Origin of the sequence: Paraburkholderia sp. RL17-380-BIE-A, assembly GCF_046028085.1 — a bacterium.
In the GTDB taxonomy this organism is placed as follows: domain Bacteria; phylum Pseudomonadota; class Gammaproteobacteria; order Burkholderiales; family Burkholderiaceae; genus Paraburkholderia.
In genome coordinates this window covers 1-19,112 of record NZ_JARESQ010000008.1, presented here as the reverse complement: position 1 = coordinate 19,112, position 19,112 = coordinate 1, and the positions used below count along the sequence as shown (strand labels likewise).

15 protein-coding genes are annotated in these 19,112 nt (G+C 59.2%); 4 read left to right on the top strand and 11 right to left on the bottom strand.

Annotation, left to right across the window (positions count from 1 at the left end):
• Positions 1-105 precede the first annotated feature (105 nt).
• The 5 genes from P0D68_RS15170 to P0D68_RS15150 form a co-directional block, all read right to left on the bottom strand.
• The gene (locus P0D68_RS15170) at positions 106-1,575 is read right to left on the bottom strand and encodes a patatin-like phospholipase family protein (RefSeq protein WP_408297862.1); all 1,470 of its coding nucleotides are present in this window, start codon (positions 1,573-1,575) and stop codon (positions 106-108) included.
• A gap of 151 nt (positions 1,576-1,726) precedes the next feature.
• Positions 1,727-3,676: a DUF3604 domain-containing protein gene (locus P0D68_RS15165; protein WP_408297864.1), complete on the bottom strand. Its 1,950-nt coding sequence runs from the start codon at positions 3,674-3,676 to the stop codon at positions 1,727-1,729.
• A gap of 42 nt (positions 3,677-3,718) precedes the next feature.
• Positions 3,719-4,747, bottom strand: a complete 1,029-nt coding sequence (locus P0D68_RS15160) for a HupE/UreJ family protein (protein WP_408468616.1) — start codon at positions 4,745-4,747, stop codon at positions 3,719-3,721.
• Complete coding sequence (locus P0D68_RS15155; RefSeq protein ID WP_408297868.1) at positions 4,744-5,649, bottom strand: peptidylprolyl isomerase; 906 nt, start codon at positions 5,647-5,649, stop codon at positions 4,744-4,746. The genes P0D68_RS15160 and P0D68_RS15155 overlap by 4 nt, the downstream gene beginning before the upstream one ends.
• Positions 5,650-6,032: 383 nt before the next feature.
• Complete coding sequence (locus P0D68_RS15150) at positions 6,033-6,707, bottom strand: hypothetical protein (protein ID WP_408468614.1); 675 nt, start codon at positions 6,705-6,707, stop codon at positions 6,033-6,035.
• A 732-nt stretch (positions 6,708-7,439) separates the two neighbouring features.
• Here P0D68_RS15150 and P0D68_RS15145 point away from each other — a divergent pair.
• The gene (locus P0D68_RS15145) at positions 7,440-7,928 is read left to right on the top strand and encodes a PliI family lysozyme inhibitor of I-type lysozyme (RefSeq protein ID WP_408297872.1); all 489 of its coding nucleotides are present in this window, start codon (positions 7,440-7,442) and stop codon (positions 7,926-7,928) included.
• A 601-nt stretch (positions 7,929-8,529) separates the two neighbouring features.
• Here P0D68_RS15145 and P0D68_RS15140 read toward each other — a convergent pair.
• Positions 8,530-9,678 (bottom strand): NADH-dependent flavin oxidoreductase, encoded by a 1,149-nt coding sequence (locus P0D68_RS15140; RefSeq protein WP_408297874.1) that lies wholly within the window; start codon positions 9,676-9,678, stop codon positions 8,530-8,532.
• Positions 9,679-9,749: 71 nt separating this feature from the next.
• Positions 9,750-10,736 (bottom strand): aldo/keto reductase, encoded by a 987-nt coding sequence (locus P0D68_RS15135; RefSeq protein ID WP_408297912.1) that lies wholly within the window; start codon positions 10,734-10,736, stop codon positions 9,750-9,752.
• 313 nt (positions 10,737-11,049) lie between these two features.
• On the opposite strand from P0D68_RS15135, the gene P0D68_RS15130 reads away from it, so the two are divergent.
• Entirely contained in the window at positions 11,050-11,964 is a 915-nt protein-coding gene (locus P0D68_RS15130; protein ID WP_408297876.1) for a LysR family transcriptional regulator, read from the top strand.
• A gap of 333 nt (positions 11,965-12,297) precedes the next feature.
• Here the strand turns inward: P0D68_RS15130 and P0D68_RS15125 are convergent, their stop codons facing one another.
• The gene (locus P0D68_RS15125; protein WP_091808509.1) at positions 12,298-13,215 is read right to left on the bottom strand and encodes an AraC family transcriptional regulator; all 918 of its coding nucleotides are present in this window, start codon (positions 13,213-13,215) and stop codon (positions 12,298-12,300) included.
• Between the two features lie 103 nt (positions 13,216-13,318).
• Between P0D68_RS15125 and P0D68_RS15120 the strand changes: the two genes are divergently transcribed.
• A complete protein-coding gene (locus tag P0D68_RS15120; RefSeq protein ID WP_408297878.1) occupies positions 13,319-14,068 on the top strand; it encodes an SDR family oxidoreductase in 750 nt (249 codons plus the stop codon).
• A gap of 196 nt (positions 14,069-14,264) precedes the next feature.
• Positions 14,265-14,447 carry an aldehyde dehydrogenase family protein gene (locus P0D68_RS15115; protein WP_408297880.1) on the top strand — a complete coding sequence of 61 codons (183 nt, stop codon included), beginning with the start codon at positions 14,265-14,267 and terminating at the stop codon, positions 14,445-14,447.
• Between the two features lie 407 nt (positions 14,448-14,854).
• Here P0D68_RS15115 and P0D68_RS15110 read toward each other — a convergent pair whose 3' ends face one another.
• The 3 genes from P0D68_RS15110 to P0D68_RS15100 form a co-directional block, all read right to left on the bottom strand.
• A complete protein-coding gene (locus P0D68_RS15110) occupies positions 14,855-16,573 on the bottom strand; it encodes a tannase/feruloyl esterase family alpha/beta hydrolase (protein ID WP_408297884.1) in 1,719 nt (572 codons plus the stop codon).
• A 171-nt stretch (positions 16,574-16,744) separates the two neighbouring features.
• Complete coding sequence (locus P0D68_RS15105) at positions 16,745-18,055, bottom strand: MFS transporter (protein ID WP_091808516.1); 1,311 nt, start codon at positions 18,053-18,055, stop codon at positions 16,745-16,747.
• A gap of 620 nt (positions 18,056-18,675) precedes the next feature.
• A partial coding sequence (locus tag P0D68_RS15100) for a 3-hydroxyacyl-CoA dehydrogenase family protein (protein WP_408297888.1) occupies positions 18,676-19,112 on the bottom strand: 437 nt, incomplete at its 5' end.

Below are 19,112 nucleotides of genomic sequence, written 5' to 3'. Positions count from 1 at the left end.
ACTCCTTCTAACAAATGCATTCCGGTCCGACCGGCGAGGACCCAGAAGCCGCAGCCCGGTCGAGGGGAGCGGCTACAACAAGCGCACGGGGCGTTCCAGCGAGCGCTACTTCGCGGCGGGTACCGTTGCTGCCGCCCCGGTGCGCGTCGGGTCACTCACGATTTTGCCCCCAACGTCCTGCAGCAGCCGCTGGAATTCGGGCGACGCCATGATGATCTTTCCCGCAGCGGCGCGCAGGCGGTCGACGGCCTCGGCCGACAGGGAGAACGACGTGGGCTGCTCATTCAGGTAATCCAGTTCTGTCTGGTCCGTCAACTGGGCGAACGACACGTCGATGGCATAGATCGTCGTGTCCGGGGTACGCAATGCCTTTGCTATGGCCATATCCTTGTTGGTGGCATAGACAGGCGCCTCGCGGATCCGGCGCATGGATTGCCACTGTGCCTGCTTGTCCCTCAACAGTTCAGTCGCCTCGTAGGAATAGTGGTCGATCGGAACGCCCGCCGCTTTCACCAGTATCTGCAGCGTGCCCGGCGGGGATTCAGACGTGTCCCATACGGTCTTGGGCGTAGATACCGAGTTGACGACAAAAACGATGATCCTGCGGATATGATCGAGTGGCGTGGACTGACCGACTGACTGCAGCGCTTCCATGATCTCCAGCGAATCCAGCACGCTCCGCATGCCGACGTTGTCCGAAACGCCGCCGTCCACGACGTGGATGTATGGCCGGTTGACGCCATCCCCGAACTCCGCCTCCTCCTTCAAATGGCGGGTCGCGCGTGCCGCTGGCCGCGGCGGGTCGACGGAGTCGACAAACGGCTTGATCCAGGCGGGTGGCGCGTAGCCGCACGTGCCGCCGTAATTGTTCAGCGTAATGGGCGAGAGCACCACCGGTACTGCCGACGATGCGGCCGCGGCACGGGAAAGGCGTATCGCACTCAGATCCGAGCAGAGCACGTCGAAGGTGGCCTGGGTAAATGGCAGACGGGCCCCGGTGGAAATGTCAGTGGCCGATGCGATGATGAACGGGCCTTTCCCGCGATCAAGATCGCCAAACGTCGCGCCGTTGAACAGGATCTCGTCGTATAGATCGGCCGCCAGTTCCGAACGACCCCAGCCGCTTGACCACAGTGACGGCCAGTAGGTCGGGTTTAAAGTGCGTGAAGTGATCGCCCCCTGCACGTCGCGTTTGAGAAAGCGCTGTTCGTAGTCGTCGAAGAGCTTGTCACCGTAGAGCCCGTAGGCGAGCGCGGTAAAGCTGCCGCCCGACACGCCAGTGATTACGCCGACATGATCAAGCAGGCGTGACTTGCCTTTAGGTCCGACGACCTGGGTATTCCGTAGAAACTCGAGGACGCCGTACGAGAACGCGGCAGCGCGTGTGCCGCCGCCCGAAAAGGCAAGCACCACCAGGTTTTCGTCGGCCGTCGAATACTGCGGGCGCGTGACGAATCGGTAGCCGGTATTCGGATCGGCGTGGGTAATCGGCGGGTTGATCGGACGGCTAGCGCAGCCGCCGAGCAGGAGCAACAACGCAAGTACCAGCCATGGTGGCGTCGGCAATCGAATCACGTGTCCTCCGGATCGCTTCATACAGCATTCACTTCTATCGGTTCCCCGGCGCTCGGATCTTATGTGCGTCGGCTTCGGGTTTGCTTCGGGTTTGCTTCCGCCGCTATCACGCCGAGGGCGAGCCGCTCCTGAAAGTAAGCGAGCCAGCTCTTCAGGACCGCGGCGTGTACCAGATCGGCGATGTGTAGGCGCGCTCCTGGATAGTCATTGGTACTTCGGGCGGCATCCTGACCTTGAAGTACTTCGCGTCATAGGCGGTCCAGCGCGGTGTCGGGATTTCGATCACGCGGGCATAGTAGAAGGCTCGCAAGCCGGCGTCGAAATCCGGATCACGCCAAACCGTGATGAGTTCTGGATCGCCGATGGAGTTGCTGTAGGTGGCGTTGGGCACGTCGACGGTGTTGCCCACGGCCGGCAGCTTGCCGTCGGCACCAGGGGTTCGCTTGTCCGACCACACGACGTCGTAGACCTTCTCCTGCAATTCGCCCTGCCGGTCCAGCCAACCCTTCACAATCTGGATGCGGTCGAGATTGGCGCCAATCGGATCCTTCAGCGCCGCTACCATGAAGGTCGGCGCCTTGCCCTTCGGCGCGTCGCGCAGGTCGCCGCCCATCGGCACGCCCTTGTGGTAGCCGATCGCGGCCGGCATGCGGGTCCTCGCGTCCAGGGCATCGAAATCGAAGCCTCCGAAAAAGCGCACCACCATGCGAGGACCCGTGGTCGCGTAAACCTCCTTGCGCTGCATGGCGTCGAAGATCGATTCGCGGGTGTTCTCGTTGGCCCACACCGCCGCATAGCCCGACGAACTCTGCTCCCAGCCCATGATGACAGCCTTGTCGGTCTTCATGAAAGGGTGCATCGCGCGGTCCTTGCCTGGTTCGGAGCTCGAGGTCTTGCCGAAGAAGTTGTCTTCCTCCACGGCCGTAAGTCCGGTATGGGCATCGGTCGAGCCGACCATGCCGAACTTGTACGGATTCACACCCAGCTTTTGTTCGAGCTTCAGGCCGGTCTTTAAGGCCGAACGTGCGTATTCGTACTGCAGCATCTCCGGCTTCTTGAGTTCGCTGGAATCGAGGTTGCCCTTGTCCCAGCGTTCGAAATTGGCAAACTCGTCGTTGGGAGACAGGAAAGGATGGGTTTCACCATCGCCCTTGATCTGAGTCGCTTCATAAAGCCGCTCCCAGCGCGCCCGCGTCTCCGCGTAAGCGCGATCGATCGGCTTGCCGCCGAACGACTCGATGACGGGGAACATGCGTCCATTACTCAGGTTGCCGTTGTGAGCAATGGCCAGCACATTACCGCCGGTCTTCTGCTCGTAGGCCGCCATCCATTTCCACAGATCGCGCGGGTTGTCGCTACCGAGCGGAGGAAGGACAGTGAAAGGTTCAACCATGCTGGCGCGCCGGCCATCATCGCGAAATATCACGTTGCGGTGCAGGTTGTTGCCGCCCGTGTTGGAGGTCCATTCGTAGCCAATGAATGCGGTGAAGCGGCCCGGGTCATTCGCCTCTTCCGCCGCCTTGATCGTCTCGCGCCAAGCCGAGCGGTAGGGTGTGCTGCCAGGGCTGTACAGCAGCGCTGGCGGAAACTTTCCCTGCGAGAAAGCGACGATGATCTCCATTGCAGCGTCGCCGCCCTTTCCCTCCTGCACCATGTCGTACCACCGGCGTCCGGTCGGATCGGCCAGCATTTCCGGCTTGCCGGCGAGCAAGTCGGGGAAGAAGCCCATGTTGTCGGAGTGATCGGTTACGACGAGGAAGTCGAGCGGACGCGATAGCTTCGCGCGCTGCCCGCTGGAAGCGGTGACCTCTTCGCCCTTCGCAAAGCGGTAGGCCTCTTTCGGCCCGAGACGAGCGCCGAAAGCGCCGGCGTCCATCGAATACGATGTATGCAAATGGGTATCGCCGAAGAATGGACGCGTCGGAAAGCTGCGGCCCGCGTAGGGCGAGTACGGGGCATTGGGAAAGGCTTTCTCTGCGGCTTCATGATCGAGGGTGCCGACGTCAGTAGCCGACGGGTCAGCGGCTGCCGCGCTCCACCCGAGCGGCAGAGTGGCGAAGGCGACCATCGCGGCAGTTGCGCCAAGCTTACGCATGCTCATGGTGCTCTCCAGCTATCGTGTTGCTCGTCATGCATGCATGCGTCAGAACATTGCCACCCGCTGGATGACCCAGAACATGGCCAGCGTGCCGATGGCATAGGACGGCAGCGGGGCCAACCAATGCAGCGCTGTCCAGCGCATCCGGCGGGTAAGCGCCATTACGGCGAGCACGGCTGCGATAAAGCTCAACTGCCCAGCCTCCACACCAACGTTGAAGGTCAGCAGCGCAAGTGGGATGTCAACCTGCGGTAGCCCAACCTCGGCCAGTGCGCCAGCAAAGCCTAGACCATGCAGCAAACCGAAGACGAACGCCACCAGCCAGGGCCGCCGGGCGGTGAAACCGGGGCTTGAGGCGACGGCTGCACCCCGCCGGTGGCGCTGCGCGATTTCGTTGGCTACGAATACGATCGACAGCGCGATGACGGCCTCCACCGGTGCCTGGGGCACGTGCACGATGCCGAGCGTGGCGAGCGCGAGTGTGATCGAATGGGCGACCGTAAATGCAGTTACCGTCTTCACCAGCCTCACGCCGCCCTTGACGATGAGCACCAGTCCCAACACGAACAGCAGGTGATCGACACCTGTCAGAATGTGCTCGACGCCAAGCGCGAAATAGCTGGCCGCCACGTCCCAGGCTGACGTGCGGTCAGCCACGACCAGAGCCGGCCGGGTCGGTTTAAGCAATTCGGTCTGCACCCGGCCGTCGAGAAACTGGATGCGCACCAGCACGTCGGTCATCGTAGTAGCCAGACCATCAATTTCGATACGTTGACCCGCAAGGCCGCCTCGACAATCCACTAGCCGGCGGTCGATCGCGAAATGGCCCAGTAGCTCACGGCTGGGCGTCGAAGCATCGATGCAGCGATCCGGCCAGACCGGAGCAAGCCCGAGCACCTGCTCGCCCACCTGTGGGAGCTTGAGGAGTACCGCAAAGCGTGAAGGTGTCGACTCCGTGATCTCGAGATAGGCCGGACGCACTTCGTGCGCCAAAATCGGCATCGCGTGCGCACACACAGCCGCCGCGAGTAACAATCGGATTGCCCACGACGACAGCAGGCCGTCCGGCTTCATGGCTTCGGTGTGTCGTTCACGACGACACTGTAGCGGGCGCGCAACCGGGCCATGGCTTGCGCATTGAGCTCACGCTGCTGTTCTTCGGCCCAGTCGGTTCGCAAGCGGCGGTCGAGGTCGGCGGCGTCTTCGCCCGGCGGCTCGCTGCAAGCTTCCAGTCGCACCAGATGCCAACCGTAGCTCGATCGAAACGGACCGGCCCAAGTCCCTACCGATAGCGCCGACGCGGTGGTGACAGCGCTCGCGAACTCCGGACCGAAAAGATCGCGCAACTGCTTCTGGCTCCGTGCGGTCTGGCGCAGGTCGAGTAGCGAGGGATCGCCGAGGTTTTTCGCTCGGATGTCGCCTGGAGCATCGCGCAGCCGCGACAAGGCCTCCCTGGCGTCCAGTTCGGCGCGCTCATGACGGCCTGCTGTGCTGAAGTAGACGTGCTCGAAGGTCCAGCGGGGACCTTGCGAATAGCGATGAGCATTCTGGCTTCGATATCTCGCCAGGTCCTCGGCGGTCGGTTCGCGCAGTGCGGCGACATCTTGCAACAGGAACTGGGTTTTCTGCGCAAGGCGGCGCCGTATGACTGTATCGTCCCGGTCCAATCCGAGCGCGAGGCCTTCACGGTAAAGGACCTCTTCATTGATGCGGTCGTTGAGCAGCGCCTGCATCTCAGCCGCGCTCGGGGACCGGCGCCATTGCGCTGTAAAACCCAGCCGCAGGTGATCGATGTCGCCCCGCATAAGAATTACTTGGCGCGAATCATCCGACGCCGCGCGCTTTGACTGCAGCAGCGCGAAGACGCCGAACAGCACGGCGCCCAATATCAGGAAGTGGACAAAGGGCTCCCTCAGCGGCCGCACGGTGAGCATCCGAACATATGCCCTTGTCATTGCTTCCTCTGCCTTTTCCAAGGGTTAGTCTTTCGCAAGGCAAACCGTACTAGGTGCTGGCTGCCAATTTAGTTCGGCCTTGCGTTTCGCGCCTGCCGCTCTCGACCGCCAGCTCGGTCGGCATCAACCGGAGTTAACCGATGCACAAGGCCGCCGGGCTGCTTTTGCGCCGCGAGTCGTCCCATGCACGAGTTGTCTCAGAGAAAGCAATTACTTTCGCACTCTAGATGCAATACTGCGTTCTCGCCATTGGACTTTGGTCCTACGTCCGTCGGATCTTGACGGACCCCGAAGAACTCGTGCAGGCTGGCCAGCCGTATGCAGACGATTAAAGTCCGACGATGACGAACCCGGACGGCTGTGTTTAAGGCGTTAAAGCGAAGGACTCGAAACTGTGCTTTGCGCTAGAACCGGAACGTCGCACTCAGCGCCGGGCCATTCAGTCGCAGCGTCTGCACGAGCTGGTCACCCGAGCCGTAGAGCGCGAGATAGCGATATGACAGAGTTATGTCGCCCCACTTCATTGCGTAACCAACGCCCGCTATCGCTTGCCAGGTGACGTCCGAGGTGCCGGTGCCCACGTCGAGGTAGAACGGCAGGTACCAGCGGCCGTCGCCAGTCAGCGACACGCGAGCGCGCACGCCGACAAAGCCGTCATAGATATCCTGCCGTTGCGACATATGGAATGTGGGATTGAAACCCGCTCCAGATCCCCCGAGACTTGCATTGACCGAAGCGTCGAGCGAGCTGCTCACACCAAGATAACGCACGCCCGCAATCGCATCGAAGGTCGCTCGCGGAAGTACCGCAATCGTGCGGCCGCCGCCCAACTGGATCAGTGTGCCCTTGAAACTCGTTTCGCCGCTACCTTCTGATTCGCGTTCCAGATTTCCGCTACCCCTCGTCTGTACAGTAGTAGAGTGGCGTCCAAAATTCAGGTAGATCGCGTCGACGAAAATACTCCAGTCGCCCTTGCGCGCTTCGCCTTGCAGCATCGCGGCGAATCGCAGGTGCTGCAGGTAGTTGTACGGACCGGTCGACGCATCGGCCTCCCCGCCATCCGGCAACGAGAATCGCAACGACCCGCTCGCATTGGCTAGCCAGAGGTAAGGGGTCAGGGCGAATTGCCAGTGATTGTCAGCGTCCGCATGCGGGGGGGGCTTGCGCCCGCAACGCTGGGCTCATGAGCACGGCGCAGGTAAGCGCACCATGAAAAAAACGACGGCACATTACAGACCCCAGCTGATTGAACTTTCTAGATCCAAGTCTAGTAGCAACCCTGAGAGGGGAACATCGGACCTTGGCCCTATGGCGAGTTAGCGGCCGAAGCCGCTGGTTCCCGCCAGTCATCAACAAATGACCCAGTATGGCAAATTCAGACGAAAAGCTTAAAACCCTTCGGGCGCGGCGCCGTCGTCAATACGATATCGCCTGGGCCGGATTCGTTCCCGCCCTCTCGATAGCAGCGCCCGGATGACGCGCGAATTCTTGTTGGCAGCGGAACGCAGGTAGTTGCGCGCGCGTCGTGCGATCAACTGCTGCAGCCCGACGCTCTGTGCGTCAGTTTTACCTTTGATCCAGCTGAGCACCGCTCACGCACCATGAATCGACCGTCAGCAGGAGTGTTGTGGTTGTGCAGTTGCAACTGTATTCATCCATATCGCCGCTACTGTATCGTGTCGTGAGGGCTCGTCGTGCGTCATGGGTTCCGCTCTGACCAATACAACGAGACATTGAGGGTACTCTGTCAGGTCGCCATCTGCCAAAAGAGGCACCCCCTTATCAGGTGGTAGCAAAGGTCGACTCCGTCCATGAAACGTTCCGCCAGCGTTGCTCTGTTCTGTGCCTCGCTCTCCGCCGCCCCGGCCTTCGCCTCCGGCGACTGCAAATTCCTGAAAAAGGTCGCTTTGCCCGAGAAACAAACCGCCGTGGTAGCCACTGGCGATCTGGAAGCCTGCTCACTCGGCAGTTATACCGTGCGTATCTACTCATCAGGAAATGTCCAACCCGGCGATGACACGACCTTTTACAGGTTCGGCCTCCTGCACGAGCGCGATGGGACAGTTGAAGACGCGTTTCTGGCCAACCTGGGGCCAAGTGCGCCAACATCCTTGATCGTCAAGATGCGATCAGTGGGCAGCGGCGGCTATGTGAGCGCGCGCGCCTACGTGGTTGACAAGAACGGCATTCATCCGGTGGCCACGGTAGGCGACCAGCAACCGCAGACCGATGTTGTGGCTGCTCTGAAAAAGCAACTGGCGACGAGATCGAAGTCACGGGCCGGCTTGTCGACAAACTGAAAAGATAGGACCGGTCACAAGGCGAAGACGATCTGGCGCATGCTGACTATAAGTCTCGCTAAAAAAACGTCGTCGAACGGCACCCATGCACGGCTTGCCGGTTTCGGCAAACTGCGTGTCCGCTTCGTGGTAACGGTCACGCTCAAGTGACAGCACGACAGCGAACAGCGAACGCCGGACCATCTATAGGGTCGACTCCGGCCTCGCTCGTAGCGGTCATTCGCTGAGCGCGGGATACGACGCGGCGCGGATGAGCTATAACGGCCGAGTACCAGCCAACCTACCCTATGAGCGAACGGCCGTTGTATCTTGGAAACGGTCATTGAGACAATGCCGGGCCGAGGGGCTCTTGTGGGTCGGTTACGGAAGTTCGCAGCTGAGTCGGGGCGCTCAACCGTGGACCGGGGGATGAACTTCCGGGATCGGCCAATATGCGACGGTCAGCTCTCGAACCATCTGTCCGCTTGAACGTCCGTAGCGACGCTTCAAGCGGACACAGGCTGGCATTGCTGATGGCGCTTCATTGATCTCAAAGGCATGGACCGCAGGGCAACCTGTAAGGCGGCGGCAGCGAAGCTGTTTGGCATGCGTTTCACCACCGTCAAGCTTCCTCGGATAGTTCCGGCGAATTCTCGGATATGCTGAACCAACCTGGCGTTGCATCGATGACAGCCCATAGCTTTTGCGGGATCCCAACGCGCGGAACATCGTTAGCGGAAACTGAAAGGCGGATGGTTTCATCACGACCCTCACGCGCCTGCACCATCCAGTCTGGGTTGATTACGAGGCCCTGACCTACGGCAGCAAGCGCGAGCCCCATCTTTATCCCGGCTTCGGCCTGCTCCGGTGTCCTGATGCCGCCTGCCGCAATCAATGGGACACGGCCGTTTATGTGATCCTGCAGGATGTGAACGATTGGCCTGTCGTAACTGCCGGTGGCGGGTATTTGATCCAGCGCACAGCCGAGCGAAGCGTGGATATAAGTCGCTCCGGTATCGATCAGGCACGTGACCAACTGGAGGGAATCACTGATGGCCAGTCCTCCGTCTACGGTTTCTTCTACTGATATCCGATAACCAAGCGCGAAGGGACGATCGGCATGATCTGCGATGGTTCGCTTCACAGCCGCCACAACTGCGAGTGGGAACCGCATACGGTTTTCTAGCGAACCGCCCCATCGGTCAACGCGTCGATTTGAATGGGGGGAGAAGAAGTTCTGGATCAAAAAGCCGTGTGCGCCATGAAGCTCAATGCCATCGAAGCCGGCAGCGATAGCGCGTCGCGTGGCGGCAGCGAACGCCTCAATAACCTCCAGGATTTCCTCTTCCTGAAGCTCCCGCGGTACGAGGGCTGAAGCAAACGGGCCTGCGTCACCTTCAACGTCGCTTGCTGCTACTACGTCGCTGACGAGCGTCGGCAACGTCTTCACGCCAGCGTGAAAAATCTGCAGGATCGCATGGGCACCGCCGCTTTTAGCGGCCTTCGCTAGTTTTTTCAGACTTGGAATGAAGCGATCCGCGTACGCGGCAAATTCCCCATTGAAGCCAACCCCATTTTCCTGCACATGCGTGCAGCCGGTGATGACCAAACCGATGTCCTTTACCCGAAGGCGGTAATAGGCATCCTCCTCGTCGGAGACGGTGCCATCGTCGTTGCTAGCCCAGGTTGTCATTGGGGCCATCGCTACTCGATTGCGTACGGTCAGGCCAGGCGCCAGCACTACTGGCTCAAAAAGCTTGCTGTATTTCACGTAACTTTACTTTAGGTTCTGGTGGCTCGGGAACACGGTGGCGGAACGTTGACCACCACCGCGTTTTGAAATCAAACCGTATAGTCGATCTGGCTCATGTGTTCTTTGCCCATACGGTCGCCGAAGACAGGGTATTTCGAAAGCTTCGTGTCGATTTCCTGAATGTCAGTGACCGTAAATTGAAGGCGCTGGGCACCGAGGTTTTCGAGTAGATGTGACTCTGTGCGCGTCCCCGGAATCGGAACGATATTGGGTCCTTTCGCGAGCAGCCAGGCCAGCGACACCTGCGCCGGTGTCGCCCCTTTAGCGGCTGCGTACTCTTTGAGCCACTCGACGATGGGCATGTTCAGCTTCAGGAATTCCTTCGAAAACCGAGGGAACCCAGCACGGAAGTCGTTCTTTTCGTCGAACTTCGTGTTGGTGTCGAAGGCGCCCGTCAGGAACCCCTGGCCCACCGGTGACCACGGCACGAAGCCGATTCCCAGTTCGTTGCATGTGGCCAGTACGCCATTGAGTTCGACATTGCGGGTCCACAGCGAGTATTCCGTCTGCACCGCGGTAACTGGTTGCACGGCATGCGCGCGACGGATTGTTTTCACACTAGCTTCGGAAAGCCCGAAATGCAGCACCTTTCCTTGGGTGATCAGGTCCTTCATCGCTCCGGCGACATCCTCGATCGGGACGGCTGGATCGACGCGGTGCTGGTAATAAAGATCGATGCGATCGGTTCGCAGGCGTTTCAAAGACTCCTCAACAACTTTGCGGATGTGCTCTGGGCGGCTGTTCAGCGCAATCGTTCCGTCAATAGCGAAGCCGAATTTCGTGGCGATCTGCACCTTGTCACGAAACGGCGCAATCGCTTCACCGACGAACTCCTCGCTCAGGTACGGTCCATAGACCTCGGCGGTATCGAAGAATGTGACGCCATGCTCGAAAGCCGTCCGGATCGTCTTCACAGCTTCGTCTTTCGGAACGGGGGCATTGTAGTTACCAGCGAAAGTCATGCAGCCAGCGCCGATTTCCGAGACCTGCAATCCGCCTAATGAGCGTTGTTTCATACCTTGTCCTTTTACGGGTTGAGTATTGGGTTTGCCATGGGGATACGACTTGCCGATACCAAGGGTGAGTTCGGCCGCAGCGACGGCGCCCAGCGCAATTGAACGCCTTACGAATGTGCGACGGCTGTCGCTTTGGAGAGTGTGACGATGCGTTGTTTGGGCCAGCAATCCAGCAGTTTCGTCGCTAACAAGCATGGTTATGCCTCGTGATGTGTGCGGGTGTGACGGTCCGCTGGGTGCATACTGCCAATCTAGCACCGGGAAACTCATACGATTAGATGGCACAATCCTCTTGCCGTTATAGGAAGGGGTTATGAATATGAAGGAGAGCCTGGACGACCTTGCCGCGTTCCTGTCAGTCGCCGCAAATAAGAGCTTTACGCGGGCGGCTGCGCAACTGGGCATCTCGCAGCCTGCATTAAGCGCGAAGATTACGTCTCTCGAAGAGAGATTGGGCGTCCGACTTCTGACGCGCACGACTCGCAGCGTTTCCACGACCGAGGCAGGCGAACGGCTGCTCAGATCGATCTCGCCTCACTTCGAAGGTATTGCCTCTGGCCTTGCCGATCTGAACGCGCTGCGGGACAAACCAGCCGGGAGCCTGCGGATCACATCCGTCGAGCACGCTTCGCAGAAAATTCTGGTGCCGACGTTGGCGAGGCTGCTGCCTGACTACCCCGATATCAGCGTGGAGGTCATCAACGATTACAGCCTGGCTGACATCGTTGCAGAACGGTTTGATGCAGGGATTCGTCTTGGCATGCAGGTAGCGCAAGACATGGTCGCCGTGCGCATTGGCCCAGACTTTGAACAGTGCGTGGTCGGCGCACCCACGTATCTTGAACGGTATGGCACACCCACGAATCCGGACGATCTGACGGAGCATCGATGCATTTCCCTACGCCTTCCGACTTCTGGCGGCGTCTGGTCGTGGCCATTCGTTAACAAAGGGAACGAGCTGAAAGTACGGCCTGGAAGCGAGTTGTCGTTCAACACAATCACGCTTCAGTTGGACAGCGCCCTGGCCGGGCTCGGCCTTGCATACTTGCCGGAAGACGTCGTGAGCGACTATGTCGCGGCCGGGAAACTCGTGCGTGTCCTCGCCGACTGGTCGATGCCGATGTCCGGTTATCACCTCTACTATCCGAGCCGGCGCCATCCGAGTCCGGCATTTACTGTTCTCGTTGATGCTTTGAGATTTCGAGCAACAGTAGCCCCGGAGAGATAGACGGGAGAACCTGTGCGTCTCGCAGGCACTGTGGGTGCACCTCGATGGAAAGAGGTGTACACCGTCGAATAATCAATACGCGTAAGGCAGTGGCAGCCTGGCTATATGAGTCGGTGCGTTTTCAAGACGCTTCGCTCACGACAAATCAAACGGAGCGTCGGTGCTTCCTACGGCGCAGGCGACCGTCCGTTATAGCTTAAAAGCCGACCTGGATGCGGCGTGTCGCCGATCGTCCCCTGTGGGTCGACGAGGGCTGGTCGCCGTGGGCCCAGGGCCGGAGGCCCGGCCAGGAAGCGTCACTCGTTTATCCCCTCGCTCAGACATTCAGATGGCTCAAGTGTCGTCGGTGGCCACCTGCTCCTCGCGCGCGTATTGTGCAGGCGGCCGCCCGACGTGCCGCGTGAAGGCGACGCTGAAGGTGCTGGCGGAGCTGTAGCCAACGCGCTGTGCCACTTCGGCGACACGGCCTTCATTGCGGCGTAGCAAGTCCTTCGCGAGCGCCATGCGCCAGGTGAGCAAATATTCCATGGGCGCCATCCCGACCCTGCGGTTGAAGCGTTCAAAGAAGGTGGAGCGCGACAGGGCGGCTTCCTTCGCGAGTTCAGCAACCGTCCACGCGCGGGTAGGGTGTTCGTGCATCACGCGGATCGCGGCCGCGAGGCGGGCATCGGATAACCCGCGAACCAGCCCCGGCGACGCAGTCGTTTCCGCCGCGGACCGCAGCGCCTCGATGAGCAGCACTTCCAGCAATCGTGACAGCACGACCTCACGCGCAGGCCGCTGCGCACGTGACTCTTCGCGTACCAGTTGCACAAGGGTGGCGAGCCGCTCTACGCCGCGGACGTGCACGATTTGCGGTAGCAGAGAGACCAGCAGCGATGTGTCGGGTGAACCGAAGCTGCAGTGGCCGACCATCATACGCAAATCCACCGAGCCGTCCGGCTCGCCGATTCCGAATTCATTGTTGCCCAGCGCGATCGGCGCGAGCGTTTCAACTCCCAATGGTGGCGGCACGAGGCTGGACATCGCGACGTCATAGGCCGCGGGAATCAGCACGAAATCTCCCGCGACGAGCTCGATGGGCTCGCGTCCGTCGATCTGCATGCGGCACGCGCCCTCGAGGATCACGTAGTAGAGCGGCTGACCGCTATCCGAGCGGCGCACGCGCCATGAACCCGCACCCAGAACCAGCTTGGAAAAACGCGCGCCCGGCTGCAGCAGCGTCACTACTTCGGCCAATGGATCGATCATCGTCGGACTCATGCAAATGAAATTCGGATTCTAGATTGTAGTGAGTACGGTCCCAGCGGTCTATCGTAAGGGGATACGCAAACCACCTCACCCAGGAGTTCTCATGAAAACTGTCCTGATCACCGGTTGCTCTTCCGGATTCGGCCTCGAAATCGCCCGTTATTTTCTGACCCGTGACTGGCAAGTCGTGGCCACGATGCGCACGCCACGCGCTGACGTGCTGCCGCGTTCAGATCGCTTGCGCGTGCTGGCGCTCGACGTCACAGATCCGGAAAGCATCCGCAAAGCTGTCGTGGCGGCTGGCCCGATCGACGTGCTCGTCAACAATGCGGGCTTTGGCGCGGCTTCTCCCGCAGAACTGATCCCGATGGCGACAGTGCGCGACATTTTCGAGACCAACACCTTCGGCACGATCGCATTGACGCAAGCGGTGCTGCGCCAGTTCCGGCAGCGTCAGGCTGGGGTTGTCGTGAATGTCACGTCGAGCGTCACGCTGAAGGCGCTGCCCCTAATCGCGGCTTATAGCGCGAGCAAGGCTGCGGTTAACGCATTTACAGAGTCCACGGCGCTCGAAGTCGAGCCGTTCGGCGTGCGGGTCCGGCTGGTACTGCCAGGCCGCGCGCCCGACACCCGGTTCGGCGAGAACGCGCGAACCCGCATACACGGTTTCGACCACGTGTCATACGCGGATCTCGCCGGCAGAGTTGTCGCGGGGTTGCAGGACGCGTCTTCGCCCATCACCCGGGCAGCGGACGTCGCCGAAGCCGTGTGGCGCGCCGCGACGGACCCGTCATCCCCAATGCGCATCCCGGCCGGTGCGGATGCCGAGGCATGGGCGGCTGAAGTTCGCTGACCCGGCGGGACGGATAGAACGAGGCTTGCACGCGCGCGAGTGTGTAACGAAAAGGAGATTGCCATGCAGAACAAACCCGTTGCTCTCTTAACCGGGGCGAATCGAGGAATCGGTCTTCAGATTGCAAAGGATCTCGCGGCACTCGGCTTGACTGTGCCGCCAGGCGGCCATCATCGACGGCCAATTGGATGATGCGGTGAAAAAGGGTGCATCGATCGTGCTCGGCGGCAGGAGCGAGCGCGTGGACGGCGCGGTATGGATCGATCCGACTATCGTGACTAACGTCGACTACACGATGACGCTGATGACGGAGGAAACATTTGGCCCGATCGTGCCGGTCATGTGTTTTAGCGACGACACCGAAGATGTTCGACGGTGAGAAAACCGCGTTCAAGAAGTCGGCAATGGGCGGCTCCCGTTATGGCGCCACGAGTATCATGCGATACGTCCGCAAGCGCGCGCTGCTCGCGAATGAAGGGGAGGTCGCTTCCTTGGACAAGCCCGTCGAAAGCGGAGTGTGAACTGCCTGAAGAGACGCGATGGGTGGAAGTCGATGTCGGATTTCGCCCGCCAATATTGTCGCGGCTTCACTCCTCGACGATGTTGAATCAGGTTACCAGGGCGTGCCAGGGTAGGTTCGAGTGAGAAGGGCCCGTTGCCGCTCGGTCCCTTCGCCCATGCAAATATCCGCTGTCAGCCCCCGCCGCAGGAAGGTTCCCTTTTGGCAGTATCCCGTCCCGCGCGCAATATTCAGCCACGCGGGAGGAAGTGTCCAATTTTTAACAGTTAGTTCAGATAGCGGGGAGCAGGCGTCTGCACTCCCCCACGCTGCGCGTCCTTGCACACAAAGCTGCTCGCCTGGTTTGCATCTCCGCCTTGGTAGACAGGCAGTTGCGGATAGGCGCAAAGGGGGCGCTGCATCACCGGCTGGGGATTTACTCCCGTACTGTACTTACTCGCGACTAGCGGCCCAGGCGGCGTCTTGTTTTCAACCCAATCGACGAGCTGTAATAGAACGTCATGTGTTTTGTCAGGCGGAAGATAGGTTGCGTAAGACTGCCCAAACTCGCCTACGCCCGGTCCCCCGCCGACTGAAGCGCAGTGTCCCATACCTGGCGCTACGTAGTACCGGAAAAACCCTTGCGTGCCGGCCAGATCGCCGCCCTGATCCCGCACAACGCGTTCGTAGTATTCAATCTCGGACGGAAAGGGAACTCCCGGGTCCGCACTACCGCCGTACATGATCAGCTTTCCACCGTTTGACTTGAACTCATTCAGATCAGCGCTGTTCGCGTTCAATGGCGGTGCAAGCAATGCGTCGACCGTGTCCATGTTGTGATCAAAATCAAACGACAGATAATCGTAACCTGTACCGAAGGTCCAGACGAGGTCGTAGAGCTGTTGAGCAGGCCATGTTGTAGCATCCTCCTGATTCACAAGCGATAACGGCAGGTTCTCTGTGCCAAATGGCATACCAGAAAAAATCCGTTCGCCTGTCGAGGGGTTAGTCGGCCCTGCATAGGTCGCCTTTAGCGCCGTCAGTTGTGCGGCCGTGAGGCATGTGTCGTCATCGCTGTTTGAACATTTCGGCAGTGTGTCCGGGTTAAAGTTGCACTGTCGCGGATCCGTGAGGAAGCCGTCGGTCGGTGCGCCGCCATCTTTTCCAGCACACGCCGCAACGACGCTCCTTGTCACCATGTCCAGTTTCCCCTGACTGACTTTGGCGCCTGGCGCGTTAAGAGCCTTGAGGTTCCAGGAGAACATCGCGTTCAGGTGCGTACGATTGAATGCGGGCGCACCGGCGATAATGCCGTTGTAGTCGTTGGGGTATCGTTGAGCTATGGAAAGCGCCTGCTGTCCGCCAGTGGAGCACCCTGAAAAATAAGATGTTTTGGGACCGGTCTTGTAGTATGCACTCACAATTGCCTTCGCGGCGATCGTCATTTCGTGATTTGCGCGGTATCCGAAATCATTCCAACGTTCCGGATGTCCCACCATATTGTTGATATTAGGGGACGTCCCCAAGTCAGTATTTGCCGACGCGAAGCCGCGCTGAAGCCCCATGGCGATTCCTGTGCTGTATGCAATAGAACCGGCACCACCGCCGTTACCTGTGGCTAGGAATCGGCTGTTCCAGCCGGCCTGTGGTAGCCAGATTTCCACGTTGATATGCGAATCTGGCGTCGGTTGCATCAGTGCTGTCACGCGGCAGAAAGCCGGAAGCCCTGTGATTGGGTTGTTCTGGCCAGGCGGGGTGTAACTCCCGGTTGCTATCGACTGCGCACTTTGCACAATACCAGCGGGGATCGCGACATTGGTAAGTGTTTCACACGGCACCTGTGCGCTGGTTGTAGGCGTGATCGTTGAATTGTTGTTGGAATTGTTGTCAACGTGACCGCCACAGCTCGATAGTATTATCGACGCCGCCGCCAGGCATGACACCATCGAAATACCCTCAAGTTCTCTCGCTGTCAGGCCAGTTTGCTCACAGTCTCTGATTGTCATCCCTGTCTCCATAAACCATATCATTAAGCGGTCTGTCGATCTATCCAATTAAATAGGATGCCAAACTACAATGATTTAAGTGATTGATTTAATCGACTCCTAACCGGAAGTTACTCAAGCGCAGTCGAATCTTCGCTTGGCATCCTAATTTCGTCTCCGCTGGTCGCTATATCAGGAAAGCGAAATGTTCCTTGTCTCCTTCATCGCAAGCATGCCGACAAGTCCGACTGCCGACGCAATCGATACGTAGAAGCCTACCCACGAGAGACCGCCTTGCGCGGCCAGAAGTTGGGCGATGTAAGGAGCCACGGATGCGCCCAGAATCCCCCCGAGGTTATATGACACCCCAGCGCCGGTATAGCGGACGTTGGTTGGAAACAACTCAGGTAGCAAGGCGCCCATTGGCGCGAACGTCGCTCCCATCAAGAACAGCTGGACTACGAGGAACAACAGGATAAGACCGGTCGAACCGCTTCCAAGCAAAGGGTTCATCAGAAACCCGGAAGCAATCGCAGCGAGGATGCCAGCAATCATCACCGGCTTTCTTCCAAGACGGTCTGAGGCCCACGCCGAAAGCGGTGTTGCCAGAGCCATGAAAGCCACCGCGATACAGAGAAGCCCAAGGAAAGTCTGCCGTGGAATATGTAGAACCGACACTCCGTAAGAAAGGGAAAATGTTGTCGCGTTATAGAACAACGTGTAGCACGGGACCATGGCAAGCGCGCCGAGAATGGTGGGCAACCAGTGGCGCGAGAGCAATTCTGCCACTGGGACTTTCACGCGCTCACGCTTCTCGATCGCAGCCCGGAAAGCAGGTGTCTCCGCAATCTTGAGACGCACATATAGACCCAGCACAACCAGTACTGCGCTTACAAGGAACGGCACCCGCCAGCCCCAGCTCTTGAACTGGACATCGGTAAGAGTAAAGGAGAGTGCGAAAAAAAGTCCGTTTGATGCGAGGAATCCGATCGAAGGTCCAAGTGCGGGGAACATTCCATACCAGCCTCGCTTACCAGTCGGGGCATTTTCAGTGGCGAGCAATGAGGCTCCGCCCCATTCGCCGCCCAAGCCTATTCCTTGACCAAAGCGAAGCACGCACAACAGGATGGGCGCGACGCTGCCGATCGAGTTGTAGCCAGGAAGAAGGCCGATCAATGTGGTCGAGATTCCCATCACCACAAGCGAAACAACCAACGTCGACTTTCGACCGATGCGGTCGCCGAAGTGACCGAATAGAAATGATCCGATGGGGCGGGCGATAAAAGCGATCCCGAACGTCACGAATGCGGACAGCGCCTGAGCTGTTGCTGAACCGTGCGGGAAAAACACTGGCCCAATGACTAGAGCGGCCGCCGTCGCGTATACGTAGAAATCGTAGAATTCAATGGCGGTTCCGATAAAGCTCGCGAACAAGATTCGCGCGCTGCTGTTCTGAGACTCGGCAGCCTTTATCTCGGCATTCGATAACGGTGAGGTCGACATTGCGTTTGTCTCCGGTGTATGTCGCGCTAGTTTTAACGTCGACCGAATGCTAAGAATTTCGAGCGCACAGTCGCACTGGCATCGCATTCTGTGTGCATTTTATAGGCGAATCGCGTGATGCATGAATGGAATTTTGATCGGGATTGACGCTGATAGGGTAATCGTGAATCTTCGTCCTAGGTGTCCGCTTCTAGGCTGTTGACAAGACATCGGGGGCCCCTGAAATGGGGTTTTGTGTCAGAACGAGTAGGGTGGGATTGTCGAAAATGAAATTTATGATTTATATATGCAGCGAACGTTTGCACCTAGATCCGCCACGATCCAACCAGTTTGGGGGCGTGTGTAGAGCAAAGCGCAATCGTTACCCGTAAGACTCGGGCCCGGCAGTAATAGAGGCTGGCGGACTTGTTGAAGGGTGGCCCTTGCCCTTGCTGGTCGTAATGGCGTGTAGTCAGCTCCAGCCCGTCTGGAGCAATTTGGGCGTGGACTGCAGCAACCGGCGCCTGTCCTGCGGAAGAGCTGACAGCGTGACGAACCCATAGCAAAGGGATTCCAACAGGAGCGGTCACGAGACCGCTCCGAACTGCATGGCGATCGGTCGGCGAGCTGTTTCCGTTCTCTCAGTCGGGAACATTCAACAGAATGGCCAAGGCGGCGCGACGCGCCAGCCACACGCCAGGGCGGTAACGCGGATCGCCATATACATCCATCAGACCCTTCAACACTGCAAAGATCCGCTTTGCGCCAACGGTGTCGCCGAAGGCGAGGGGACCTAACGGGTAGCCAAGGCCCAGGCGAACCGCAGCGTCGATATCGTGCGGTGTGGCGATTCTTTGCTGGGCAATCTCGCAGGCGGTGTTGACGACAGAGGCGACGATACGTTGTCCAATGAAGCCTCCAGAATCGCGGATGGCCCGTGACGATGCAGCCGGGTCCATATCCATCAATCTGACTTTCAGGCCGGCAACTGCGGCAATCTGAGCGATACCTTGCCCCATAGCCCCGGAACCCACTATGCCAATCCGAGGATTTTGGAAGTCTCGCATATTGACCTCAG